The sequence below is a fragment of the Mycobacterium marinum genome, from assembly GCF_003391395.1.
Lineage (GTDB): Bacteria > Actinomycetota > Actinomycetes > Mycobacteriales > Mycobacteriaceae > Mycobacterium > Mycobacterium marinum.
Genome location: NZ_CP024190.1, coordinates 2,518,359 through 2,540,997, shown reverse-complemented (window position 1 = coordinate 2,540,997; position 22,639 = coordinate 2,518,359). Strand labels below are relative to the sequence as shown.

Below are 22,639 nucleotides of genomic sequence, written 5' to 3'. Positions count from 1 at the left end.
TCAGATGGCCAGTCAGAACCCAAACCTCGCCGCACTCAGTGCCGCGGGCGTATCAGTGTGGCTCGATGACTTGTCCCGCGACCGGTTGCGCTCCGGCAACCTGCAAGAGCTGATCGACACCAAGAGTGTCGTCGGCGTCACCACCAACCCGTCCATCTTCCAGAAGGCGTTGTCCGAAGGACACGACTACGACGCCCAGGTTGCCGAGCTCGCCGAGCGCGGCGCCGATGTCGACGCCACCATCCGCACCGTCACCACCGACGACGTACGCAACGCCTGCGATGTGCTGGCCCCCCGGTGGGAGGCTTCCGGGGGGGTCGACGGGCGGGTGTCGATCGAGGTCGACCCGCGGCTGGCGCACGAGACCGACAAGACAATCCAGCAGGCTGTCGAGCTGTGGAAGATCGTTGACCGGCCCAACTTGCTCATCAAGATCCCGGCGACCAAGGCCGGCTTGCCTGCTATTGCCGCCGTTCTGGCCGAAGGGATCTCGGTCAACGTCACGCTCATCTTCTCCGTCGACCGCCACCGCGGGGTGATGGATGCCTACTTGACCGGCATGGAGAAGGCCGCCCAAGCCGGACACGATCTATCCAAGATTCATTCGGTGGCATCGTTTTTCGTCTCCCGCGTGGATACCGAAATCGATAACCGACTGGAACAGATCGGCTCCGCGGAGGCTCTCGCGTTGCGCGGTCAGGCCGGTGTTGCCAACGCCCGACTCGCCTACGCGGCCTACCAAGAGGTGTTCGAAGGCGATGCGCGCTACCAAGCGCTCGAGGAACGTGGTGCCCGGGTTCAGCGCCCCCTGTGGGCGTCCACCGGCGTGAAGAACCCCGACTACTCCGACACGCTCTATGTCACCGAGTTGGTTGCACCGCACACGGTCAACACGATGCCGGAGAAGACCCTCGACGCCGTCGCCGATCATGGTGTGGTCAAGGGAGACTCGATCACTGGCACTGCCGGCGATGCCCAACAGATATTCGACAAGCTCGAGGCGATCGGCATCGATCTGTCCGACGTGTTTGACGTGTTGGAGAGCGAAGGCGTGGAGAAGTTCGAGGCGTCGTGGAAAGAGCTGCTTGATGCAACGCAGGCGCAGCTCGACGCGCTCGCCAAATGAGCCCGCCCCACTCTGAGCCCGGGGTCGCGCAATGGCAGAACCCATTGCGCGACAAGCTGGATAAGCGTCTGCCTCGCATCGCCGGCACTTGCGGCATGGTGATTTTCGGTGTCACCGGCGACCTGGCCCGCAAGAAGGTGATGCCGGCCATCTACGATCTGGCCAACCGCGGGCTGCTACCACCCACGTTTGCACTGGTCGGCTTCGCCCGCCGGGACTGGGATACCGAAGATTTCGGCCAGGTGGTCTACCAAGCGGTCAAGGAGCACTGCCGAACCCCGTTCCGGCAGGCAAACTGGGACCGGCTGGCCGAGGGATTCCGTTTCGTCTCAGGATCTTTCGACGACGACGAAGCGTTCGGCCGGTTGGCCGAGACCTTGGAGAAGCTCGACACCGAGCGCGGCACCGGCGGCAATCACGCCTTTTACCTCGCGATTCCGCCCAAGTCCTTTCCCGTGGTCTGCGGCCAACTGCACAAATCCGGGCTGGCGCGCCCACAGGGCGACAGGTGGAGCCGGGTCGTCATCGAAAAGCCGTTCGGCCACGATCTGCAAAGCGCGCGCGACCTGAACAGGGCGGTCAATGCGGTGTTCCCGGAGGAATCGGTCTTCCGCATCGACCACTACCTGGGCAAGGAGACGGTTCAGAACATCTTGGCGCTGCGGTTCGCCAACCAGCTGTTTGATCCGATCTGGAACGCGCACTACGTCGACCACGTGCAAATCACCATGGCCGAGGACATCGGACTGGGCGGACGCGCCGGTTACTACGACGGCATCGGCGCCGCCCGCGATGTCATTCAGAACCACCTGATGCAGTTGTTGGCGCTGACCGCAATGGAAGAACCGGTCAGCTTCAATCCGATCGCCCTGCAGACCGAGAAAATCAAGGTGCTCTCCGCCACTCAACTTGCCGAGCCGCTCGACGAGACCACCAGCCGCGGCCAATACACGGCCGGTTGGCAGGGCGGCGAGAAGGTGGTCGGTTTGCTCGACGAGGAGGGGTTTTCCAAGACCTCGACCACCGAGACCTTCGCCGCCATCACGCTCGAGGTGAACAGTCGCCGCTGGGCCGGCGTTCCGTTCTATCTTCGCACCGGAAAACGGCTGGGCCGCAGGGTAACCGAGATCGCACTGGTATTCAAGCGGGCTCCGCATCTACCGTTCGATGCCACCATGACCGACGAGTTGGGCACCAACGCGCTGGTGATCCGCGTGCAGCCGGATGAGGGAATGACGCTGCGGTTCGGTTCGAAGGTGCCGGGAAGCGCGATGGAAGTCCGCGACGTCAATATGGACTTCTCCTATGGTTCAGCGTTCGCCGAGGACTCGCCGGAGGCCTACGAACGGCTGATCCTTGATGTGCTGCTCGGCGAACCGTCCCTTTTCCCGGTCAACGCGGAGGTCGAATTGGCCTGGGAGATCCTGGATCCGGCACTGGACAATTGGGCTTCCAGCGGCAAGCCCGACCCCTACGAAGCCGGCACCTGGGGCCCGGAATCGGCATTCGAGATGCTGCGACGCACCGGCCGGGAATGGCGACGGCCGTGATCCGCGCCAGCGACGATGCAGAGCGAAGCGATGAGAAGGAGCGGCGCAGATGATCGTCGACCTGCCCGACACCACCACCACCGCGGTCAACAAGAAGCTCGATGAGCTTCGCGAAAAAATCGGTGCCGTCACGATGGGGCGGGTCTTGACGCTGATCATCGTGCCGGACAGCGAGACCATGGTCGAAGAGTCCATCGACGCGGCCAACGATGCCAGCCATGAGCATCCCAGCCGCATCATCGTGACGATGAGAGGCGACCCATACGCCGACGAACCGCGTCTGGACGCACAATTGCGCGCGGGTGGGGACGCCGGGTCCGGCGAGGTCGTGGTGCTGCGGCTGTCCGGGCCGCTGGCCGGCCATGCCGAAAGCGTCGTCATCCCGTTCCTGCTGCCCGACATCCCGGTGGTTGCCTGGTGGCCTGACATCGCCCCGGCCGTGCCCGCGCAAGATCCACTGGGCAAGTTGGCGATTCGGCGCATCACCGATGCGACCAACGGGATCGACCCACTGTCGGCGATCAAGAGCCGGTTGCCCGGATACACCGCGGGCGACACCGATCTGGCCTGGAGTCGGATCACCTATTGGCGGGCGCTGTTGACCTCGGCCGTCGATCAGCCGCCGCACGAGCCGATCGTGTCCGCGCTGGTTTCCGGATTGCGGACCGAGCCGGCGCTCGACATCCTGGCCGGCTGGCTGGCCAGCCGGATCGACGGTCCGGTGCGCCGCGCGGTGGGCGAGCTCCGAGTGGAGTTGGAGCGCCCCAGCGAAAACATCGTGCTCAGCCGGCCGCAAGAAGGGATCACCGCAACCCTGAGCCGCACCGCCAAGCCCGATGCCCTGGTTCCGTTGGCGCGCAGGGTCGTCGGGGAATGTCTGGCCGAAGATCTGCGCCGGCTCGACGCCGACGAGATCTACTTCGCCGCCCTGGAGGGCATCAAGAAAGTGCAATACGTGTGAGCCTGGACGTCGAGATCTTCCCTGACAGCGACATGCTGATCGGAGCCGCTGGACAACGCCTGATCCAGACCATCGGCAGCGCGGTAGCCGAGCGTGGACAAGCCCTGATCGTGCTGACCGGCGGCGGCAACGGTATTGGGCTGCTGCGGTATCTGGGCAGTCAAGGCTCGCAGATCGACTGGTCCAAGGTTCATCTGTTCTGGGGCGACGACCGCTACGTTCCCGAGGATGACGACGAGCGCAACGACAAGCAGGCGCGCGAGGCATTGCTCGATCACGTTGACATACCGGCGAGCCAGGTGCACCCGATGGCCGCCAGCGACGGCGAGTTCGGCGCCGACCTGGACGCCGCGGCCCTGGCCTACGAACAGGTACTGGCGGCCAGTGCAGTCCCCGGAAACCGGGCGCCGGACTTCGATGTGCACCTTTTGGGCATGGGGCCAGAGGGCCATATCAATTCGCTTTTCCCGGGCACTCAGGCCGTACGTGAGACCACCCGTCTGGTGGTCCCGGTCGGCGACTCCCCCAAACCACCGCCACAACGAATCACCCTGACGCTTCCGGCAATTCAGCGTTCACGCGAAGTCTGGTTGATGGTTTCCGGTGGGACCAAAGCGGAGGCGGTGGCCGCTGCCATCGGCGGTGCGGACCCGGTGTTGTTGCCGGCGGCGGGTGCCATCGGGCGCGAAAGCACGCGCTGGCTGCTGGACCGCGATGCCGCGGCCAGGCTGCCTGGCTAGCATCAGGGCTGTCGCCGCACGGTGAGTTATCCCTTGTCAAGGGGTGATAATGACCGTTATGGCAGACAGAGGCGGCCGCCCGACGCCAGCTCGACAGCGGATGAAGACCCTTACCCAGGCGGCGTTGAACGCCGACAAGACGGTGGAACAGGTCGAAGACGTACTCGACGGATTGGGTAAGACCATGAACGAGCTGAACAGCTCGTTATCGGCCCTCAACGCCACGGTCGAACGCCTGGAGGGCGGCCTGGATCACCTGGAGGGCACGCTGTCCAGCCTGGACGAGCTGGCCAAGCGCCTCATCGTGCTGGTGGAACCGGTGGAGGCCATCGTCGATCGGATCGACTACATCGTCAGCCTGGGTGAAACGGTGATGTCCCCGCTGTCGATCACCGAGCACACCGTTCGTGGATTCCTGGACAAGCTGCGGAATAGAACAGCGTACTAGAACGACCGTCCAGGTTTGGGCCGTTCCGGCAAATTAGTGCGGACCGGTCACGACAATTCGGCATTTGGCCGGGAAAAACCGCATACACTGCGGCGATGTCGGCAGCACTAGCGGTGGCCCCGGAGGCGTTGACCGCGGCGGCAGCGAACATAGCGGGAATCGGTTCGTCACTGGGTGCGGCCAACGCGGCCGCGGCGCCCCCGACCACCACGGTGCTGGCCGCCGGCACCGACGAGGTCTCGGGGGCCATCGCAACCCTGTTCTGCGGCTACGCCCGCGACTACCAACACCTCAGCACCCAGGTGGCCAGCTTTCACCAGCAGTTCCTGCAGGCCCTCACCGGCAGCGCAAACTCCTACACGGCCGCCGAAGCCGCCAACGCCAACCCACTACAAGCCCTCGAACAGCAACTACTCGCCGCGATCAACGCACCCACCCAAACCCTGCTGGGCCGCCCCCTGATCGGCAACGGCGCCAACGGGGCGCCCGGCCAAAACGGCGCCGACGGCGGACTGCTGTGGGGCAACGGCGGCAACGGCGGAACCGGCGACGCCACCCACCCGGCCGGCGGCAACGGCGGCAACGCCGGACTGATCGGCAACGGCGGAGCCGGCGGCGCCGGCTACAGCCCGGCCACAGGCACCGGCGCCAACGGCGGAGCCGGCGGCATCGGCGGGCGCGGCGGCTCTCTCTTCGGCAGTGGCGGCGACGGCGGCGACGGCGGTGCCGGCGCTGGCGGCACCAGCCCTGGCGGCCAAAGCGCCGGCGCGGGCGGCAACGGCGGCAGCGGCGGCGGAACCGGGCTATGCGGCAGCGGCGGCGACGGCGGCTCCGGTGGTGTCGGCGGCAAAGGCGGGTCGTCAGGCGCGACCGCTAGCCTCGGCGGGATCGGGGGCAGCGGCGGCGCCGGTGGTGACGGCGGGTGGATGTACGGCGACGGCGGGGCGGGCGGTGCTGGCGGCAAAGGCGGCACGGGCGGTCAGGGCTTGGGCATCGGCGGCATCGGCGGCGACGGCGGCGCCGGGGGCGATGCAGGCGCGGGCGGCAATGGCGGCTGGCTGGTCGGCAACGGCGGCATTGCCGGCGAAGGTGGCCACGGCGGCACCGCGGGCTCCGGTGGCCAGTCCAGCGGCAATGCCGACGGCGGCAACGGCGGCAACGGCGGAGCCGGCGGCACCGGCGGTCGCCTGCTCGGCAGCGCCGGCGACGGCGGCGGTGGCGGAGATGGCGGCTTGTCCGTTGGCCCCCACAGCAGCCGCGGCGCGGGTGGCGGTGGCGGCGACGGCGGTAGCGCGCTGCTGATCGGGAACGGGGGCAATGGCGGAGCCGGTGGCACCGGCTTACCGGACGGAACCGGCGGCAACGGCGGCACCGGCGGACTGCTCTTCGGCACACCCGGGATGCACGGGTAGCCGTCCAGGGCGGCCAGCCGCGATCAGCCGCTGTTTCTTAGCGCGCTGGCCAGCCCATTCATCGTCAGCAGAATGCCGCGCTGCACGGATTCGTCGTCCTCACCGCTGCGGTAACGGCGGAGCAGTTCGACTTGAAGGTGGTTGAGCGGTTCCAAGTAGGGGAACCGGTTGAACACCGAGCGCGCCAGGGCCGGGTTGTCGGCAAGCAAGTCGTCTTGTCCGGTGATTCGCTTGTACATGGCGATGGTGCGGTGGTGCTCGTCGGCGATTTTGTCGAACACCCGGCGCCGCAGCGTTTCGTCGGCCACCAGTTCGGAGTAGCGGGCCGCCAGTTCCAGGTCGCTCTTGGCCATCACCTGCGCCATGTTGGACAGCACGCTGCGGAAAAACGGCCACCGCTGATACAGGTCGTGCAGCACCTGCAGCCGGTCGGCCTCACTTTCGGGACCCGCCGCTAGCCATTGCTCGAATGCCGAGCCCGTGCCGTACCAGCCGGGCAGCATCACCCGCGACTGGCTCCAAGCCAGCACCCACGGGATGGCCCGCAGGTCGGCGATGGAAGCGGTGGGTTTGCGCGAGGTCGGCCGGCTGCCGATGTTCAGCGCCCCGATTTCGCTGACTGGGGTGGAAGCCTTGAAGTACTCGACGAAACCCGGTGTCTCGTGCACCAATTCGGCGTAGGCACGTTGCGCCAATGCCGCCACCTCGTCGAGCACCGCATAGGCCGGCGCCGCCGTATCGCCCAACCCCTCGACGTCCAGCAGCGTCGACTCCAGGGTGGCGGCCAGCAGGCTCTCCAGATTGCGTCGGGCCATCTGCGGTTCGGCGTACTTGGCGGCGATCACTTCACCCTGTTCGGTGAGCCGCAACGATCCGCTTACCGCACCCGGCGGCTGCGCCAGGATGGCCTGGTAGCTGGGTCCGCCACCGCGGCCGACCGTGCCGCCACGCCCATGGAAGAGCCGCAGCCGGATTCCGGTCTTGCGCGCCGTCTCCACCAGCGCGAGTTCGGCTCTATACACCGCCCAGTTGGCGGCCAGATACCCGCCGTCCTTGTTCGAGTCCGAGTAGCCGAGCATCACCTCCTGGCAACCGCCCCGGGCCGTCACCAAAGCGCGATAGAGCGGAAGATCCAACATCGCCTGCAGAATGGCCGCCCCGTTGTGCAGGTCCTCGATCGTCTCGAACAGCGGCGAGATACCCACCGGGCAATAGGGTTCCGACTCGGAAGCGTCCAGTAGGCCGACCTCTTTGAGCAGGACCGCGGCTTCCAGCATGTCCGATACCGACCGGCACATCGAGATGATGTAGTTGGGCACCGCGGCGGGACCAAAGGTCCAGACGGCGTGGGCGGCGGCCGCCAGAACGCCCAGTTCGCTGCGAGCCAAATCGGAAAGCTGCGCACCATCGCGGATCAGCGGCCGGCGGGTGCTCAGTTCGGCCGCCAACAGCTCGACCCGCTCCCCTTCGGCCAGCGAGGTGTAGTCCGGGTGCACGCCCGCCCACGCGAGCAGCTCTCCGACCACCTGCTCGTGGACGTCGGAGTTCTGTCGCATGTCCAGGCCGGAGAGATGAAATCCGAAGACCCGCACCGCTTCACGCAGCCGGGCCAGCCGGTCGTCGGCCAACAACCCGGCGCCGTGGTTATGCAGTGAGGCATCGATGGTGTCCAGATCGGCCCGCAGCTCGGCCGCGGTGGCATATGGCGGCAAGCCCAACTCCAGCGTGTGCTGCGGTTGCTGGTCCAGGATTTCGGCCGCGGTGGCGCTGAGCCGGCCGCGCACGACCTGCAAGGCGCGCCGGTACGGCTCGTCGGGGCGGGCACCCGCCGGACAGGCATCGGCCAGCGTGGCCAATTCGGGGGTGACGGTGATCAGTCGCGCCGACATCGAAAGCTCCTGCGCGAGTGCCGTCAGTTCGGCCAGGTAGTGCGCCAGCGCGGTGAAAGCGGCACTGCCGGTGGCCAGCCGAACCACCTCGGCGGTGACGTTCGGGTTTCCGTCCCGGTCCCCGCCGATCCACGAGCCCGGCCGCAAAATGGGTTCGGAAAGCAGGTCGGCATCGGGCCAGCGGGCTCGCAACGCATCCCGCACCTCGGCGTTCACCTGCGGAATCACCTCGAAGAGCGCCGCCGGGTAGTACCGCAACCCGACCTCGATCTCGTCGGAGATCTGTAACCGAAACAGCCGGATCAGCGCGGTCTGCCACAGCCTCAAGACCTGCCGACGCAATTCGACTTCGATGCCGCGCCCGTCGTCGGTTTCGGTGTGTCCTTCCGCGTGCAACCGCATCAACTGGGTGATCCGGTGCTGGGTCTCGAAAATGGTGCGCCGCCGGGTCTCGGTCGGATGGGCGGTGATGACCGGAGACACTAGTGCGCCCTTCAGCGCTTCGGCGATGGTTGCCGAATCCAACTGGGCCGCGTCAAGTTTCATATACGTGGCGGCCAGACTGCTGTCCTGCGGCGGCTCACCGGCGGCGACGTGAATGCTGCGACGGCGCTCCCGGTGGATGTCTTCGGCCACATTGGCCAGCAACGCGAAGTGACTGAACGCGCGGATGATCGGGATGGCGTGGTGGATGTCGATGCCCTCGAACATGCGCGCCATCTCGGCGCGGTCGATCTCGGAGTGCCGCACCCGAAAGGCCTCCACCCGCGCCCGCTCCACCAACTCGAAGACCTCGTCACCATTTTGCTCACGCACGGTATCCCCGAGGATGGCGCCCAGCAGTCTGATGTCGGCTCGCATTGGTTCGGTAGCCTCGCGGCCAATCCGGGTCCGGTGGACGTCGCCAATGGGCTCGAGTGCGGTATCGGACACCTCAACCATGTGTCCCAGTATCAAGGACCAACTCGCCCGGCGCCTGTTGTCGATCGGTTGTTCGGTAGGCTGCTGGTCATGGAGTTGGCCCTGCAGATCACCTTGGTGATCACCAGTGTGCTGGTGGTGTTGCTGGTGCTGCTGCACCGCGCGAAGGGTGGCGGCCTGTCAACGCTGTTCGGCGGCGGTGTGCAGTCCTCGCTGTCCGGGTCCACCGTGGTGGAGAAGAATCTCGACCGGTTGACCCTGTTCATCACCGGGATCTGGCTGGTATCGATCGTCGGCGTGGCATTGCTGATCAAGTACCGCTGACGCGGCACACCTCGGTGAGCTATCCCCACCAACCGGCGCCGTACCCGCATGATCGCCCCCCACATCAGGCTTATCCGCCCGCACCGCACGGCTACGTCCAGCCGAGCCCGGGTTCCGGCGGAATCGCGGTAACGACTCAGTACTTCCCGCTGGGGTTCATGTTGGCGCTGTTCAAGCCCAAGATTTTCATCAATGGCTTCCAGGTACCGGTTGCCGGTTGGGGTCGCACGGTGGTGCCCGTGCAACCGGGACGGCACCGGGTGCACGTGCATGTGCCCTACTGGTTGCCGTCGCAGATCGGGCCGGCGGACACCCTGGTGGATGTCTACCCTGGGCAGCTGGCCGAATTGGAGTACAAGGCGCCGGTTTGGGGGTACAGCGCCGGGTCGCTGGGCACCCCGCCGCAAAGCTACAACGGCGTCGGAATCACCATCGCCGTGCTCACGATCGTCGCGGCCTTGGTGTTCGTACTGCCGATCATCGTGGCGTTGTTTCTGGCCTGACTCAGCGGACCCGCAGCACTGCAGCCGCTGCAGTCAGCTGGCGACGATCCGGATCAGGACGTCGCGGTTGATCCGAAGATGTTCGGAGATGAGCTGCGTCGATCGTTGCTCGTCGCGGTCGCGAAGCGCCTCATACATTGCCTTGTGCTCGCCGAATGCCTTTGCCGCATCGGTCTTGTACTCGCCCTCGCTGGCCTCGAGAATGGCCAGCGCATAGAGCATCTCGGCCTCGATCGCCGCAAAAAAGCGATCCACGCGCGGGCTGTCGAGGAGGCCGATGATTGCCGCGTGGAAGTCAAGGTCAGACTTGACGATCAGCCCGGAATCGGTCCCCCGCGAGGCCTGCTCCAGCCGGCCGAGCGCCTCGGTCAGGCGGTGGAACCGGTACCCGGAATCCACCGCGCCTGCCCTACACCACCGTTTTGCGGCATCGAGTTCGAGGACCTCGCGCGACCGGTACATATCGGTGATGTCTTCAGCACTGAAGTCGACCACGGTCGAGCCCTTGTGCCGCTGATGGCGAACCAGCCCGTTGGACTCCAATACCCGAAGCGCATCTCGAACCGTGCGACGAGACACCTGATACCGGTCGGCAATCAATTCTTCGCGCAGCGGCGCACCGCGCTTTGCCTCGCCGGACAGGATCGACTCCTGGATCAGATCCGCGACCTGTTCGCCGATGGTGCCGCGCGCCGGTAACCGCCCGCACGTCTGATCTGGACTATCCGCCCTTGGGATCACCACCGCTTCTTCCTCGAGCATTCGTCGTTTCAAAACATTGTTACCACGACGGTTTACACCGCCAATGAGCACGCGCCCGGCGGCCGGCCGAAGTCTTCGGTTCGCGCTTACCGAGATCGGCGCGTATCGTCTACCGACGAATCGTGTCATTGTGACATTGGTGATCAATCTTTCCTCGCAAATCTACACACCTCTAGGTGGGAGGCCAAGCATGCAAGACGGTTCGACGCAGTTGATCAGACCGGTGCCATCGTGAGTCAGCCCACAGGCGAACCACGGCTGCGCCGGGCGTTGGGCGTGGCCGGGCTGGTTGCATTCGGCTTGGCCTACATCGACCCGCTCGCCATGTTCGACACATTCGGCGTCGTCAGCCAAACGACGCACGGCCACGTGCCGACCGCCTACGTCGTGACATTTGTTGCGATGCTGTTCACCGCCGCAAGCTACGCCGTGCTCGTCCACGCCTACCCCAGCGCCGGGAGCGCCTACACTTTCGCGCGCCGCTCCTTCGGCGGCAACGTCGGCTTTCTGACCGGCTGGGCATTGATGCTCGACTACCTGCTGTTGCCCCTGGTCAACTACCTATTGATCGGGATCTACCTCAACGCGCAGTTCCCCGCCGTCCCGGCGCCCGTCTTCTGCTTGGCCGCAATCGCCTTGGTCACCACCGTCAACATTGTCGGCGTCGTCATCATGAACCGCCTCAACTTCGCGCTCGTCGGTTTGCAGCTGGCGTGCGTCCTCGTTTTCATCACGGTGTCGCTGCTGTACCTGCGCGACCACCCGGACGCGTCGCTGCTACAGCCGCTCTACAGCGCCGGATTCCGCGGCGGAGACATCCTCGGCGGGGCGGCCGTCGTCGCCTTGAGCTTCGTCGGGTTCGACGCGGTGTCGACGATGGCTGAGGAGGCGCGCAACCCGCGCCGCACGGTTCCGCTGGCGATCATCCTCACGGTGCTCATCGGCGGTGCGACCTTCTTGTCAGTCTCCTACTGTGCCACCCTGGTCGAGCCGGACTACCGCGCAATCACCACGCCAAACTCGGCCGCATTGCAGATAGTCGTTTCCGCCGGCGGCCATTCGCTACAAACATTTTTTATCATCGCCTACATGTGCGCCTGCAGCGCCGCCGCGCTGTCATCGCAAGTCAGCGTCACCCGCATCCTCTACGCCATGGGACGCGACGGTGTGTTGCCCCGTGCGGTGTTTGGCCGGATCAGCCGACGATTCCGCACCCCGATCGGAGCGGCGCTGGTCGTCTCGGCAGTCTCCACGCTGGCGCTGATCGCGGACCTCGAGACGATGGCGTCGATCGTTAGTTTCGGCGCATTGGCCGCCTTCACCCTGGTGCATCTCGCGGTCACCAAGCACTTCCTGATCGATCAGCGCCGGCGCGGCTGGCGGAGCTGGGCGCTGTACGCGGCGATGCCTGCCGTCGGTGTGGTCCTCACGGGCTGGCTTTGGACCAGCCTGTCCGTCGGTGCCTTTGCCATCGGGTTTGCCTGGCTCGGGATCGGAACCACCTACCTGGCCGTACTGACGCGCGGATTTCGCGAGCCAGCACCGGCGGTGGATTTCGACGCCGACGCCGCGCCCATCCAGACCGAAATTGCTCTCACCAAAGAAGGGACCCTGCAGTGAAACCCGTGAAAGCCCCGACGGGCTTCGACTTCTTCGCGCACCCGGAACTGCCGGGGCCGCCGGTCAGCGAACGCGATGCCGAGAAGTTTGTCGTCGAGAACTACGGAATCAGCGCTCGCGCCAGGAGTCTGGGAAGCCAGCAGGACGCCAACTTCTTGATGACAGATCCCCACGGCAACACCGTCGGGGTGCTCAAGGTGGCCAACGCGGTGTTCAGCACCGAAGAGATCGACGCCCAGGTCGAAGCCGTTGAATGGGTGGCCGAACGCGACAGCGCACTACGACTCCCCCGCGCCATCCCGGACCGCCGGGGCCAGCGCCACGCTCCCATGTCGATCGGGCAGGAAATGCTGGGAGTGGCCCGCCTGCTGACCTTCCTACCGGGCGGCGCCATGTCGCAGTCCGGATACCTCGCACCGAAGATTCTCGCCGGGATGGGCAATGTGACGGGTCGTGTCAGCCGGGCGCTTGCCTCATTCGAGCATCCTGGGTTGGATCGCGTGCTGCAGTGGGATCCACGCTTCGCGAGCGAGTCCGTCGATGCCCTCATCGGGCATGTAGCCGAACCCGCGGAGGCTCACCGCCTAGCGGTCGCCACCGCCACGGCGGTCAACAGCCTGCAGCGCCTTGACCCACAACTGCCGCGACAGGCCGTTCATCTCGATATCGCCGACACCAACATGGTGGGGTCCCCGGGCAGCGACGGTCGCCGCCACCCCGATGGCGTCATCGACTTCGGCGACCTGACCAAGACCTGGGCGATCGCCGAGCTTGCCACCACCGTGGCCTCCTGCCTGTACCACGCGGGCGCCGAGCCGGCCACCATTCTTCCGGTCGTCGCCGCCTTCCACGCCATTCGTCCCCTCAGCGGCGACGAGATCGAAGCGCTGTGGCCCATGGTGATCGCGCGGGCTGCCGTGCTACTGGTCAGCGACCTGCAACAGATCGCCATCGACCCCGGCAACGAATACGCCGCCAACACCGTCCAACGCGAACGGGTCATCCTCGACCAGGCTCTGCTGGTGCCGGCCCCGGTGCTGACCGGCCTCATCCACGACCGGCTCGGCATCGCGCAACCGCAGCACCACCCGCTCCCCAAACCGCACCGACCGATCATCGATATCGACCCAAAGTCCATTGTGAGATTGGACTTTTCCGTGGAGTCCGACGACGCGAACCGGGGCGCCTGGCTCGATGGCGCCCTCGCCCACGAGCTGGCAGACTCCGCACTTTCGTCCAACGCACTCGCCGCAGCGACGCGCTACGCGGCCACCCGCGCGGATTACATCGCACCGTTGCACCCACGAAGCAGCCCCACCATCGCCACCGGCATCGATTTCTGGCTACGCGAAGACACGGAGCTCGTTGCCCCGTGGGCCGGGGACGTCGTCGCCAGCACCGGGGCCATCACCCTACGCACCGACTCCCATGAGCTGCAGCTCACCGGCGCACAGCCGGTGCCGACTAGCGGCCAGCGGGTCCAAGCGGGCCAGCCCTGGGCCAAAGCCCCCTTTGGCCAACGCATCCACCTCGCGCTACGCCCGACCGACGCGCCCACCGCGCCCCACACGGTACGTCCCGAGTACGCACCTGGCTGGTTGGCCGTCACCGAAGATCCGGCCGCGCTGCTGGGCTTGGAGCCAGCCCCCTCTGATGGGCTCGACGTGCTGGAACGGCGCGCCGCCACATTCGCCGAAGTGCAGGAGCACTATTACGACGACCCGCCTCAGATCGAACGAGGCTGGCGGCACTACTTGCTGTCCACGGCGGGGCGAAGCTATCTGGACATGGTCAACAACGTCACCGTTCTGGGACATGCCCACCCAGGTGTGGCCGCGGCGGCGGCGCGCCAACTAGAGCGGCTCAACACCAACTCGCGATTCAACTACGCGGTGGTGGTCGAGTTCTGCGAACGACTTACCCAGCTGCTGCCGGATCCCCTCGACACCGTATTCCTGGTCAACTCCGGTTCGGAGGCCGGCGACCTCGCATTGCGGCTGGCGATGGCGGCCACCGGCCGGCGCGATGTCGTCGCGGTCGGCGAGGCATATCACGGCTGGACCTACGCCACCGACGCGGTATCCACGTCGACCGCGGACAACCCCAACGCGTTGAACACCCGCCCGGACTGGGTGCACACCGTGGAGTCCCCGAACAGTTTCCGCGGAAAGTACCGCGGTGCCGGGGCGTCCCAGTACGCCCACGACGCCGTCGCCGCCATCGAGGACCTGGTGCAGTCGGGCCGTGCGCCCGCGGCATTTATCGCCGAAACCGTCTATGGCAGCGCCGGAGGGATGGCACTTCCCGATGGATATCTGGACGCGGTATACACCGCCATTCGTGCCGCGGGCGGCCTGACCATCGCCGATGAGGTCCAGGTCGGGTACGGCAGGCTCGGCAAGTGGTTCTGGGGATTCGAGCAACAAGGCGTTGTGCCCGATATCGTGGCGATCGCCAAGGCGACGGGCAACGGTCATCCCGTCGGCGCCGTCATCACCAGCAAGGCCGTCGCGCAGCGGTTCCGTTCGCAGGGCTACTTCTTCTCGTCCACGGGTGGCAGCCCGCTGTCGAGCGCAATCGGGATCGCGGTGCTCGACGCCCTGAAAAGCGAACGGCTACAACACTATGCCCTGGCCGTCGGCAGTCACCTGATCGCCCGGATACGCAAGCTGGCCACCAAACACCCGCTGATCGGTACCGTCCACGGTTTCGGCCTCTACATCGGCGTCGAGATGGTCCGCGACCGCAAGACACTGGAGCCAGCGCCCGAAGAGACCGCTGCCATCTGCGACCGGATGCTCGAACTCGGAGTCATCATCCAACCAACCGGCGAGCGGATGAACATTCTGAAGACCAAGCCACCGCTGTGCATCGACATGACCGCGGCGGACTACTTCGCCGATACGCTGGACCGAGTGCTCACCGAGGGTTGGTGAGCTACTCGGTGAGCACTCGCGGGACCGCTCGCCGTGACTGCCCGGTTACGGCAGCGGTCCCCCGGCGGCGATGGCCGCCAGCGTCGCAAACTGTTCACCATCCAACGACGCGCCACCCACCAGGCCACCGTCGACGTCCGCCTGCGCGATCAGTTCGCCGATGTTCTTCGCGTTGACCGAGCCGCCGTAGAGCACCCGAACCGCGTCGGCGATCTGCGGCGAGGCCAGCGAACCAAGCTCGCTGCGGATTGCCGCACAGACTTCCTGGGCGTCGGCTGCGCCAGCTACCCGCCCGGTGCCGATCGCCCAGACCGGCTCGTAGGCGATGACCACCTTGCTGATCTGCTCTGCTGACAGCCCGGACAGCGAACCGCGCAGCTGTTCGACGTTGTGCGCCACGTGATTTCCCGCCTCACGCACATCGAGGTGCTCGCCGATGCAGACGATCGGAGTCAGGTCGTGCTTGAGCGCCGCGGCAGCCTTGGCGGCCACTAGAGCGTCGTCCTCGTTGTGGTAGGTGCGCCGTTCGGAGTGCCCCACGACGACGAAGCTGCAGCCCAGTTTGGCCAGAAATGCCCCACTGATGTCACCGGTATAGGCACCGGAGTCGTGCTGGGACAGGTCTTGACCGCCATAGGTCAGGCGCAGCTTGTCACCGTCGACCAAGGTCTGCACACTGCGCAAGTCGGTGAACGGCGGAATGACCGTCACATCGACTTTGTCGTAGTACTTGTCCGGCAACGAGAATGCGATCTTCTGCACCAGAGCGATCGCCTCGAAGTGATTGAGGTTCATCTTCCAGTTGCCGGCGATCAACGGCTTGCGGCTCACGCGGGTCCTCCGCCCTCGGTTTGGCCGGGCTGGGGTCTACCGAGCACCTCGATGCCGGGCAGCGTCTTGCCCTCCAGGTATTCCAGCGACGCGCCGCCGCCGGTGGAAATGTGCGAGAACGATCCCTCCGAAATGCCAAGCGCGCGAACCGCGGCAGCGGAGTCACCGCCGCCGACCACGCTGAACGCACCTTTGCCGGTCGCCGCGACAATCGCCTCGGCGATGCCCCTGGTGCCCGTCGCGTACGCCGGGAATTCGAATACGCCCATCGGGCCATTCCAGAAGATGGTTTTGGCGTTGGACAGCAGCGCGGCGAACCTCTTGACCGATCCCGGCCCGATATCCAAGCCCATCGTGTCGGCCGGGATCGCATCCGCGGCAACGGTTTGAGGTGGTGAATCGGCGGCGAACTTCTCGGTCACCACCACGTCGACGGGTAGCCGCAGCACATCGTGGTAGGTGTCGAGCAGCCTTCGACAGGTGTCGATCATCTCTTTCTCCAGCAGCGACGTGCCGACCGAGTAGCCTTGGGCGGCAAGGAATGTGAAACACATTCCGCCGCCGATCACGATGCTGTCGGCCTTGGTTGCCAGCGACTCGATGACACCGAGCTTGTCGGATACCTTCGACCCGCCCAGCACCACCGCGTACGGCCGCTCGGTCGAACTGGTCAACTGCTCGAGCACGCGGATTTCATCAGCCACCAACCTGCCGGCGTAGTGCGGCAGCAATGTGGCGACGTCATACACCGAAGCTTGCTTGCGGTGCACCACGCCAAAGCCATCCGAGACGAAAGCACCTCCCGGGCTGACCAGTTCGGCGAGCTGCTTGGCCAAAGCGAGGCGCTCGCCGTCGTCCTTGCTGGTTTCGCGCTTGTCGAAGCGGATGTTCTCCAGCAGCAGGACGTCGCCGTCGGTCAGTCCTTCGGCGCGAGCGAGCGCATCGGTGCCGACGATGTCTCCGGCCAACTGCACGTGCCGGCCCAGTTGCTCGCCAAGAGCCGCGGCAACCGGCTCCAGAGACAGCTTCGGGTCGGGCCCATCCTTGGGACGACCCAAATGCGCTGCGATGACGACCTTGGCGCCGGCGTCGAGCAGCGCTTTCAACGTCGGTACCGACGCGGTGATGCGGCCCGCATCGGTAATGACACCGTTCTCGTCGAGCGGCACATTCAGATCGGAGCGCACCAGCACCCCGCGACCCGAAACACCTTCAGCGAGAAGGTCTTCAAGGGAATGGATGGTCACGGCTGCCGGAACCTAGAGGGACTTGCCGACCAGCGCGACCAGGTCGATGAGCCGGTTGGAGTAACCCCATTCGTTGTCGTACCAAGACACCACCTTGGCCTGGTCATCGATCACCTTGGTCAGCCCGGAATCGAAGATCGAGCTGTGCGGGTCGGTGACGATGTCGCTGGACACGATCGGGGCGTCGTAGTACTTCAGAATGCCCTTGAGTCTGCCTTCGGCCGCGGCTTTGAACGCCGCGTTGATCTCTTCGGCGGTCGCGGCCTTGGCCAATTCCGCGGTCAGGTCGGTCACCGAACCGGTCGGGATCGGCACCCGCAGCGCGTAACCGTCGAGCTTGCCCTTGAGCTCGGGCATCACCAGACCGATGGCTTTGGCGGCGCCGGTAGAAGTCGGCACGATGTTGAGCGCGGCGGCCCGGGCACGACGCAAGTCCTTGTGCGGCCCATCCTGCAGGTTCTGGTCCTGGGTGTAGGCGTGGATGGTGGTCATCAGGCCCTTGACGATGCCGAACTCGTCGTGCAGCACCTTGGCCAACGGCGCCAGGCAGTTCGTCGTGCACGACGCGTTGGAGATGATGTTCTGGCTGCCGTCGTACTTGTCGTCGTTGACCCCCAGCACGATGGTGAGGTCCGGGTCGGTCGCAGGCGCCGAGATGATCACCTTCTTCGCACCCGCGTCCAGGTGGCCCTTGGCCTTGGCAGCGTTGGTGAAAAGACCGGTGGACTCGACGACGACATCGACCCCCAGGTCGCCCCAGGGCATCGCCGCCGGGCCCTCCCGCACCTCGAGGGCCTTGATCTTCACACCGCCGACGACGATGGTGTCCTCGCCCTCGAGACTCACGTCCTGGGGCAACCGGCCCAGAATCGAGTCGAATTTGAGCAGGTGGGCCAGCGTCTGATTGTCGGTGATGTCATTGACGGCGATCACCTCGATGTCCGCGCTGCCCTGCTGTTGTTGAGCCAATAAGGCCCGGTAAAAGTTGCGGCCGATTCGACCAAAGCCGTTGATACCTACCCGGACCGTCACTTGCCTCTCCCTGCCTTCCATGTCCGCCTAAAAGCGCCTTGCCCGTCAGCCTAGATCAGTGACACGCGTCACCGCCCTGCCGGTAACAAATGCCAGAACTCTGCGGCCGCGAAAACCCAGGCGCGGCGCGGCGGGTTCGCCGGCCCCGGCGGACAGGGCCGGAAGGGGATTCGAGGGGAAACGTCACCATTTGGAAACGGCGCGGTGCGGCGCGGCGCGTGTATCGCGGCGGCCGCTAACAATTGTGCCGGTCGGCTAGACACGAGTGCAGTAGGACCATGCGGTGTTACTGCACCAATTGATTGCAGAAGTACCGGGCGCGAATAAAGAGGAGTCGGCGTTGATGACGATCTTTGATCGGTTCAACTTCAAGGTAGTTGCCTGCGCTGGGCTGTGCGGAGCCGCTATTGCGTTGAGCCCACAAGCGGCAGCTGTCCCGCTGAAAACCGACGGCTACGCGTGCATCCAAGGGATGGCGGGCGAAGGCGGAGCACCGGCGGCGGGCGGTCCGGCTGCGGCGGGCGGTCCAGCTGCGGCCGGCGGTCCGGCAGCGGCCGGCGCGACATGCGCGGCCAGCGCTCCCATCAATGACATGGCTGGTGTTCCGATGGCGGTGCCAGGTCCCATTCCGGTGCTTCCGGCTGGTGCGCCACTGATCGATCTCGGTGGGGCCGCGGCGGCCGCACCGGTACCCATCCCGGCCGGCGCACCCGTGCCCATCCCGGCCGGCGCACCCATCCCCATCCCGGCCGGCGCACCCATCCCCATCCCGGCCGGCGCACCCATCCCCATCCCGGCCGGCGCACCCATCCCCATCCCGGCCGGCGCACCGGTACCCATCCCGGCCGGCGCACCCATCCCCATCGCGGCCGGCGCACCGGTACCCATCCCGGCCGGCGTTCCGCTGATCGCGCTCGGGCCGGTGCCCGCGGGCGTTCCGGCGGCCGGAGCTCCCATCATCGATATGTCGGGAACCGGCAAGGACGGGCCAATCGGTCCGGCGCCGGCCGGCGGACCTGTGGCGGGTCAGCCGGTTCAGCCCGGCCCGTCGGGTGCGGGAGCCGGCTGAGACAGCCTCAGCGCCGCTTACGCAACCCCTGCAACGCCGATTCCGCGGCGTGGTAGCCACACAGTCCGTGGATTCCGGCGCCCGGCGGGGCGGATTGGGAACACAGATAGACACCGGGTACCCCGATCGCATACGGATCGAGGGCTATCCGCGGCCGGAAAATGACCTGGAGCCCGTCATTGGCCCCGCCGATGATGTCACCGCCGATGAAGTTGCGGTTGTAGGCCTGTAGTTCGGCGGTCGACTTGCTGACGGTCGCGGTGATGCGATCGCGGAATCCGGGCGCGAATCGTTCTATCTGGTCGATGACGGCGGCAGTGGCGTCGCCGGTATAGCCGAACGGTACGTGTGCGTAGGCCCAGATCGGGTTGATGTTGCCCGCCGAACGCGACGGGTCGGCCAGGTATTGCTGCCCGATCAAGACGAACGGTCGTTGCACCATTCGACCTTGTGCGCGTTGGCGTTCGGTGTCCGCGATCTCGGCGAACGTGCCCCCGAGGTGGACGGTCCCGGCCCGCCGGCAGTCAGGATTGGTCCATGGAATGTCGCCTTCGATGGCGAAGTCGACCTTGAACGCCGACGATCCTTCCCGATAACGCCGGTAGGACCGCCTGATCCGCGCGGGCATCGCATCGCCGTACAGCGTCAGAACGTTGGCCGGGCTGAGGTCGAGCATGACGATGTCGGCATCGGGGATGTCACGGCGGCTGGTGACGGTTATCCCCGTGGCCACGACACCGCCGAGCGCGTTCAGGGCGGCTCCCAGTGCCGCGGTTATCGACCCGGAACCGCCTTGTGCGACGGGCCAGCCGTAGCGGTGGCCGCTGGCCAAGATCATCAACCCCAGCGACGCGGTCAGCGGCCGGTCCAGCCGGGTGTAGACGTGCGCGGCAGCGCCTCCGAACAGTGCGCGCGCCTGCTCGGTACGGAACCAGCGCGCCATCATGGTGGCGGGCAGCGCCGCCCGAGGCCCGAAGGCGGCCAGCCGAAGCGGGTGACGGGGAACGCCGAGCACCGGGCGGAGCAGGTCGCCCGCCAGTTCATCGAAACCGGCCGCCAGGTCCCCCACCGCACGGCGCCACCGTTTGCCGTCGGGCCCCATGCCCGCCGCCGTGTGTTCAATCGACTGGTGCAGCACCCCGGCCGTGCCGTCGTCGAGCGGATGTGCGCAGTCGACTTCGGGCCAATTCCACGTCAACCCGTAGCTTTGAAGGTCGATCTCATTCCAGAACGGTGAGCCGACACCCAGTGGGTGAAACGCTGAGCAGTGATCGTGGATCACCCCGGGCACGGTCAGCTCACCCGAACGCGCTCCCCCACCGATGGTGTCGTGCGCTTCAAGCACCTGCACCTCGACCCCGTGCCTGGCCAACTGGATCGCGGCGGCCAGGCCGTTGGGCCCGGCCCCGACAACGACTGCCTTGGTCATTGGGCGGCGCGTTGAGTCGTCACGTGTACCGGAAATTCGTCGCCGGGCTCGGGCCACGGCTGCCGGGCAAGCATGTCCTCGACTGTGACGTACCCGGCTTCGATCAATCCGGTCTTGGCGTCGACGATGCGGTACCACTGCTTTTGGATGTGGATCGGTTGACCTTCAAGGATGATGACGCGCAGGTCGCCGTCGGCGAAATTGCAACGCCGCTGCACGGCCTGTACCAGCTGCTCATTGTGCAGGTGGCCCTCGCCGAAGTTCCAGCCGACCAGCGGCCCGGCCACGATTTCGCCCTCACGGACCTTGTACTCGGCTTCGTTGCCGATCGCCCGGGGCAACAACCCGTTGAGCGCCCTGCCGTGGGTATGCATGGCCCGGAACGCGGCCGTCTTGTCGGCCATGATTTCGGCCGTGTTCGCGTCGTAGAGCTTGGCCAACTGGTTGACCACCAGCGCGGAGCTCTTGACGACGCTGGCCTCGATCTTTTCCTCGGCCCCGGCACGGAAACACCACACGCTGGTGGCCCAGTTACCCGCGTAGTAGCGCATCGCCGGCAAGAACGAAATCTTTTCCGGGAAAAGGTTTCCCGCTACCACCACGGCGAAAGCGGCGAGCACGATCACCAGCAGCAGCGGGGATCGAAGATCTATGGCGCGGATCGAACCGTAGTGCCCGAACAGATAGAACAGCGAAAAGATGAAGAACACATTCCACTCCAGCGGGACTCCCATGGGGAGGTTGGAAAGGATGTTGAGGTGGAAGATCACCATGAACCCGATCAGGAACCAGCGCCACGGCTGGTCACCGGCGACGAGCACCAGAACCGCCGGAACCAGGAACTCCGCCGTGGTCCCACCCACGTGGGCCATGAGTTTCGGCAGCCAGGACGGGCGCAGGTCGTTGACGTAGTCGCGGTAGAGCAGATGCTTGATCGGATTGAACAGCCTGCCGCGCAGTAGCGCGTTATTGCTGGTCATCACCGCGACGACGTACGGGAAATGGTGGTTGAGCTTGGATGTGGCCGCTCCCCACCACAGGCAGAGCATGATGATCTTGAACGCCGCAATCTGATCGGTGAACGGGAAGAAGAACACGAACAGCTTCAGCCAATAGTGTTCCCCGCGCGCGGCCAAAAAGACCGTCTTGTCACGCAGACCCAGTAACGCCAGCGCGATGATCGTCGGTACCACCAGGATCGGGTCGATCAGGCCGACGTCACCGCTGGCTGTCACCGGCCCGGCATGGCCGGGAGAAAGCAGTGCCCATCCCCCGCTGATCAGGACGATGGCGTAGAGCGTCACATCCACCACGGTGCGAGTGTCCCCATCGGTGAAGGGCACCTTTGCCGGCCAGGGGGGCAGGCGAATTGTCTTGGGTCGCAGCCAATAAAGGAACCCGCCAACCGGCGGCATGAACCGCCCGGTCAACGGTCCGGAGCCGCAGCCAAATCCGAGGACCTCGAACAGCAGCGTGAAGATGATGACCTTCTGATACACGATTGGTTGCGTCCACCAGTCGGCGATATGCCCCAGCCCACCCAAACCCGGCGTCAGCGAGATGATCGCCGCGGGGGCGGCGACGTAGATCCCGATCTTGAGCAAATAGAGCAGGTAAACCGCATACGGGGTCCCGAAGCCATGTTCGGCCCAGTGCCGAGTAACAACCTGCAGTCGCGTTGCACGTGGCAGGGTATGCCAGGTTTCGTGATCGACGTCTGGCAAGTCCGGTGACATGAATCCCATAGCGGCCTCATTCTCGGTGCGAAACCCTGCTGGTGTGTCCCTTGCGGTTCCAATCTATCGGCACCACGCGGCCGACGAATAGATGCTTTTGAAT

Annotated in this window: 18 protein-coding genes; 11 read left to right on the top strand and 7 right to left on the bottom strand. The window is 65.7% G+C overall.

Going from position 1 to position 22,639, the window contains the following annotated elements:
- Window positions 1–4 precede the first annotated feature (4 nt).
- The 6 genes from tal to CCUG20998_RS10765 all read left to right on the top strand — a co-directional run bounded on the left by tal (window position 5) and on the right by CCUG20998_RS10765 (window position 6,237).
- Entirely contained in the window at window positions 5–1,126 is a 1,122-nt protein-coding gene (gene tal / locus CCUG20998_RS10790; protein ID WP_036455563.1) for a transaldolase, read from the top strand.
- Window positions 1,123–2,676 carry a glucose-6-phosphate dehydrogenase gene (gene zwf / locus CCUG20998_RS10785; protein WP_036455561.1) on the top strand — a complete coding sequence of 518 codons (1,554 nt, stop codon included), beginning with the start codon at window positions 1,123–1,125 and terminating at the stop codon, window positions 2,674–2,676. Before tal ends, zwf begins: the two co-directional genes overlap by 4 nt.
- A 49-nt stretch (window positions 2,677–2,725) precedes the next feature.
- Window positions 2,726–3,637: a glucose-6-phosphate dehydrogenase assembly protein OpcA gene (gene opcA, locus CCUG20998_RS10780; protein ID WP_020728586.1), complete on the top strand. Its 912-nt coding sequence runs from the start codon at window positions 2,726–2,728 to the stop codon at window positions 3,635–3,637.
- Window positions 3,634–4,377 (top strand): 6-phosphogluconolactonase, encoded by a 744-nt coding sequence (gene pgl / locus CCUG20998_RS10775; protein ID WP_020728585.1) that lies wholly within the window; start codon window positions 3,634–3,636, stop codon window positions 4,375–4,377. The genes opcA and pgl overlap by 4 nt, the downstream gene beginning before the upstream one ends.
- 49 nt (window positions 4,378–4,426) lie before the next feature.
- Entirely contained in the window at window positions 4,427–4,825 is a 399-nt protein-coding gene (locus tag CCUG20998_RS10770; RefSeq protein ID WP_011739930.1) for a hypothetical protein, read from the top strand.
- A gap of 95 nt (window positions 4,826–4,920) precedes the next feature.
- Window positions 4,921–6,237: a PE family protein gene (locus CCUG20998_RS10765; RefSeq protein ID WP_103653762.1), complete on the top strand. Its 1,317-nt coding sequence runs from the start codon at window positions 4,921–4,923 to the stop codon at window positions 6,235–6,237.
- A gap of 23 nt (window positions 6,238–6,260) precedes the next feature.
- On the opposite strand, the gene ppc is transcribed toward CCUG20998_RS10765, so the two are convergent.
- A complete protein-coding gene (gene ppc / locus CCUG20998_RS10760; protein ID WP_036455557.1) occupies window positions 6,261–9,068 on the bottom strand; it encodes a phosphoenolpyruvate carboxylase in 2,808 nt (935 codons plus the stop codon).
- A 69-nt stretch (window positions 9,069–9,137) separates the two neighbouring features.
- Between ppc and secG the strand changes: the two genes are divergently transcribed.
- Together secG and CCUG20998_RS10750 are read left to right on the top strand one after the other, a co-directional pair.
- On the top strand, window positions 9,138–9,371 hold the full coding sequence (secG, locus tag CCUG20998_RS10755) for a preprotein translocase subunit SecG (RefSeq protein ID WP_011739926.1): 234 nt from the start codon (window positions 9,138–9,140) through the stop codon (window positions 9,369–9,371).
- 14 nt (window positions 9,372–9,385) lie between these two features.
- Window positions 9,386–9,874: a hypothetical protein gene (locus tag CCUG20998_RS10750; RefSeq protein WP_020728582.1), complete on the top strand. Its 489-nt coding sequence runs from the start codon at window positions 9,386–9,388 to the stop codon at window positions 9,872–9,874.
- A gap of 33 nt (window positions 9,875–9,907) precedes the next feature.
- Here CCUG20998_RS10750 and CCUG20998_RS10745 read toward each other — a convergent pair whose 3' ends face one another.
- Complete coding sequence (locus tag CCUG20998_RS10745) at window positions 9,908–10,783, bottom strand: GntR family transcriptional regulator (protein WP_240642844.1); 876 nt, start codon at window positions 10,781–10,783, stop codon at window positions 9,908–9,910.
- 84 nt (window positions 10,784–10,867) lie between these two features.
- Here CCUG20998_RS10745 and CCUG20998_RS10740 point away from each other — a divergent pair, with 84 nt between their 5' ends.
- Window positions 10,868–12,256 carry an APC family permease gene (locus CCUG20998_RS10740; protein WP_036455556.1) on the top strand — a complete coding sequence of 463 codons (1,389 nt, stop codon included), beginning with the start codon at window positions 10,868–10,870 and terminating at the stop codon, window positions 12,254–12,256.
- Window positions 12,253–15,192, top strand: coding sequence for an aminotransferase (locus CCUG20998_RS10735; RefSeq protein ID WP_036455554.1), 2,940 nt, complete (start codon window positions 12,253–12,255; stop codon window positions 15,190–15,192). Before CCUG20998_RS10740 ends, CCUG20998_RS10735 begins: the two co-directional genes overlap by 4 nt.
- 45 nt (window positions 15,193–15,237) lie before the next feature.
- Here the strand turns inward: CCUG20998_RS10735 and tpiA are convergent, their stop codons facing one another.
- From tpiA to gap, 3 genes are read right to left on the bottom strand one after another with little or no spacing between them, the layout of a single operon-like run.
- Entirely contained in the window at window positions 15,238–16,023 is a 786-nt protein-coding gene (tpiA, locus tag CCUG20998_RS10730) for a triose-phosphate isomerase (RefSeq protein WP_011739923.1), read from the bottom strand.
- On the bottom strand, window positions 16,020–17,270 hold the full coding sequence (locus CCUG20998_RS10725) for a phosphoglycerate kinase (protein ID WP_020728578.1): 1,251 nt from the start codon (window positions 17,268–17,270) through the stop codon (window positions 16,020–16,022). The genes tpiA and CCUG20998_RS10725 overlap by 4 nt, the downstream gene beginning before the upstream one ends.
- A gap of 12 nt (window positions 17,271–17,282) precedes the next feature.
- Entirely contained in the window at window positions 17,283–18,302 is a 1,020-nt protein-coding gene (gap, locus tag CCUG20998_RS10720; RefSeq protein WP_011739921.1) for a type I glyceraldehyde-3-phosphate dehydrogenase, read from the bottom strand.
- A 343-nt stretch (window positions 18,303–18,645) separates the two neighbouring features.
- Here gap and CCUG20998_RS27830 point away from each other — a divergent pair, with 343 nt between their 5' ends.
- Window positions 18,646–19,371: a beta-xylosidase gene (locus tag CCUG20998_RS27830; protein WP_164498343.1), complete on the top strand. Its 726-nt coding sequence runs from the start codon at window positions 18,646–18,648 to the stop codon at window positions 19,369–19,371.
- A gap of 7 nt (window positions 19,372–19,378) precedes the next feature.
- Here the strand turns inward: CCUG20998_RS27830 and CCUG20998_RS10710 are convergent, their stop codons facing one another.
- Both CCUG20998_RS10710 and CCUG20998_RS10705 read right to left on the bottom strand, forming a co-directional pair.
- Window positions 19,379–20,800, bottom strand: a complete 1,422-nt coding sequence (locus tag CCUG20998_RS10710) for a phytoene desaturase family protein (protein WP_020728576.1) — start codon at window positions 20,798–20,800, stop codon at window positions 19,379–19,381.
- A complete protein-coding gene (locus CCUG20998_RS10705; RefSeq protein ID WP_020728575.1) occupies window positions 20,797–22,545 on the bottom strand; it encodes a DUF3556 domain-containing protein in 1,749 nt (582 codons plus the stop codon). The genes CCUG20998_RS10710 and CCUG20998_RS10705 overlap by 4 nt, the downstream gene beginning before the upstream one ends.
- Window positions 22,546–22,639: the final 94 nt, after the last annotated feature.

Bases quoted from the DNA above. Each gene is read 5' to 3' on its own strand.
- CCUG20998_RS10710 (WP_020728576.1), bottom strand. From the start codon at position 20,800: ATGACCAAGGCAGTCGTTGTCGGGGCCGGGCCCAACGGCCTGGCCGCC.
- CCUG20998_RS10765 (WP_103653762.1), top strand. From the start codon at position 4,921: ATGTCGGCAGCACTAGCGGTGGCCCCGGAGGCGTTGACCGCGGCGGCA.
- secG (WP_011739926.1), top strand. From the start codon at position 9,138: ATGGAGTTGGCCCTGCAGATCACCTTGGTGATCACCAGTGTGCTGGTG.
- CCUG20998_RS27830 (WP_164498343.1), top strand. From the start codon at position 18,646: ATGACGATCTTTGATCGGTTCAACTTCAAGGTAGTTGCCTGCGCTGGG.
- zwf (WP_036455561.1), top strand. From the start codon at position 1,123: ATGAGCCCGCCCCACTCTGAGCCCGGGGTCGCGCAATGGCAGAACCCA.
- ppc (WP_036455557.1), bottom strand. From the start codon at position 9,068: ATGGTTGAGGTGTCCGATACCGCACTCGAGCCCATTGGCGACGTCCAC.
- CCUG20998_RS10705 (WP_020728575.1), bottom strand. From the start codon at position 22,545: ATGGGATTCATGTCACCGGACTTGCCAGACGTCGATCACGAAACCTGG.
- CCUG20998_RS10770 (WP_011739930.1), top strand. From the start codon at position 4,427: ATGACCGTTATGGCAGACAGAGGCGGCCGCCCGACGCCAGCTCGACAG.
- opcA (WP_020728586.1), top strand. From the start codon at position 2,726: ATGATCGTCGACCTGCCCGACACCACCACCACCGCGGTCAACAAGAAG.
- tal (WP_036455563.1), top strand. From the start codon at position 5: ATGGCCAGTCAGAACCCAAACCTCGCCGCACTCAGTGCCGCGGGCGTA.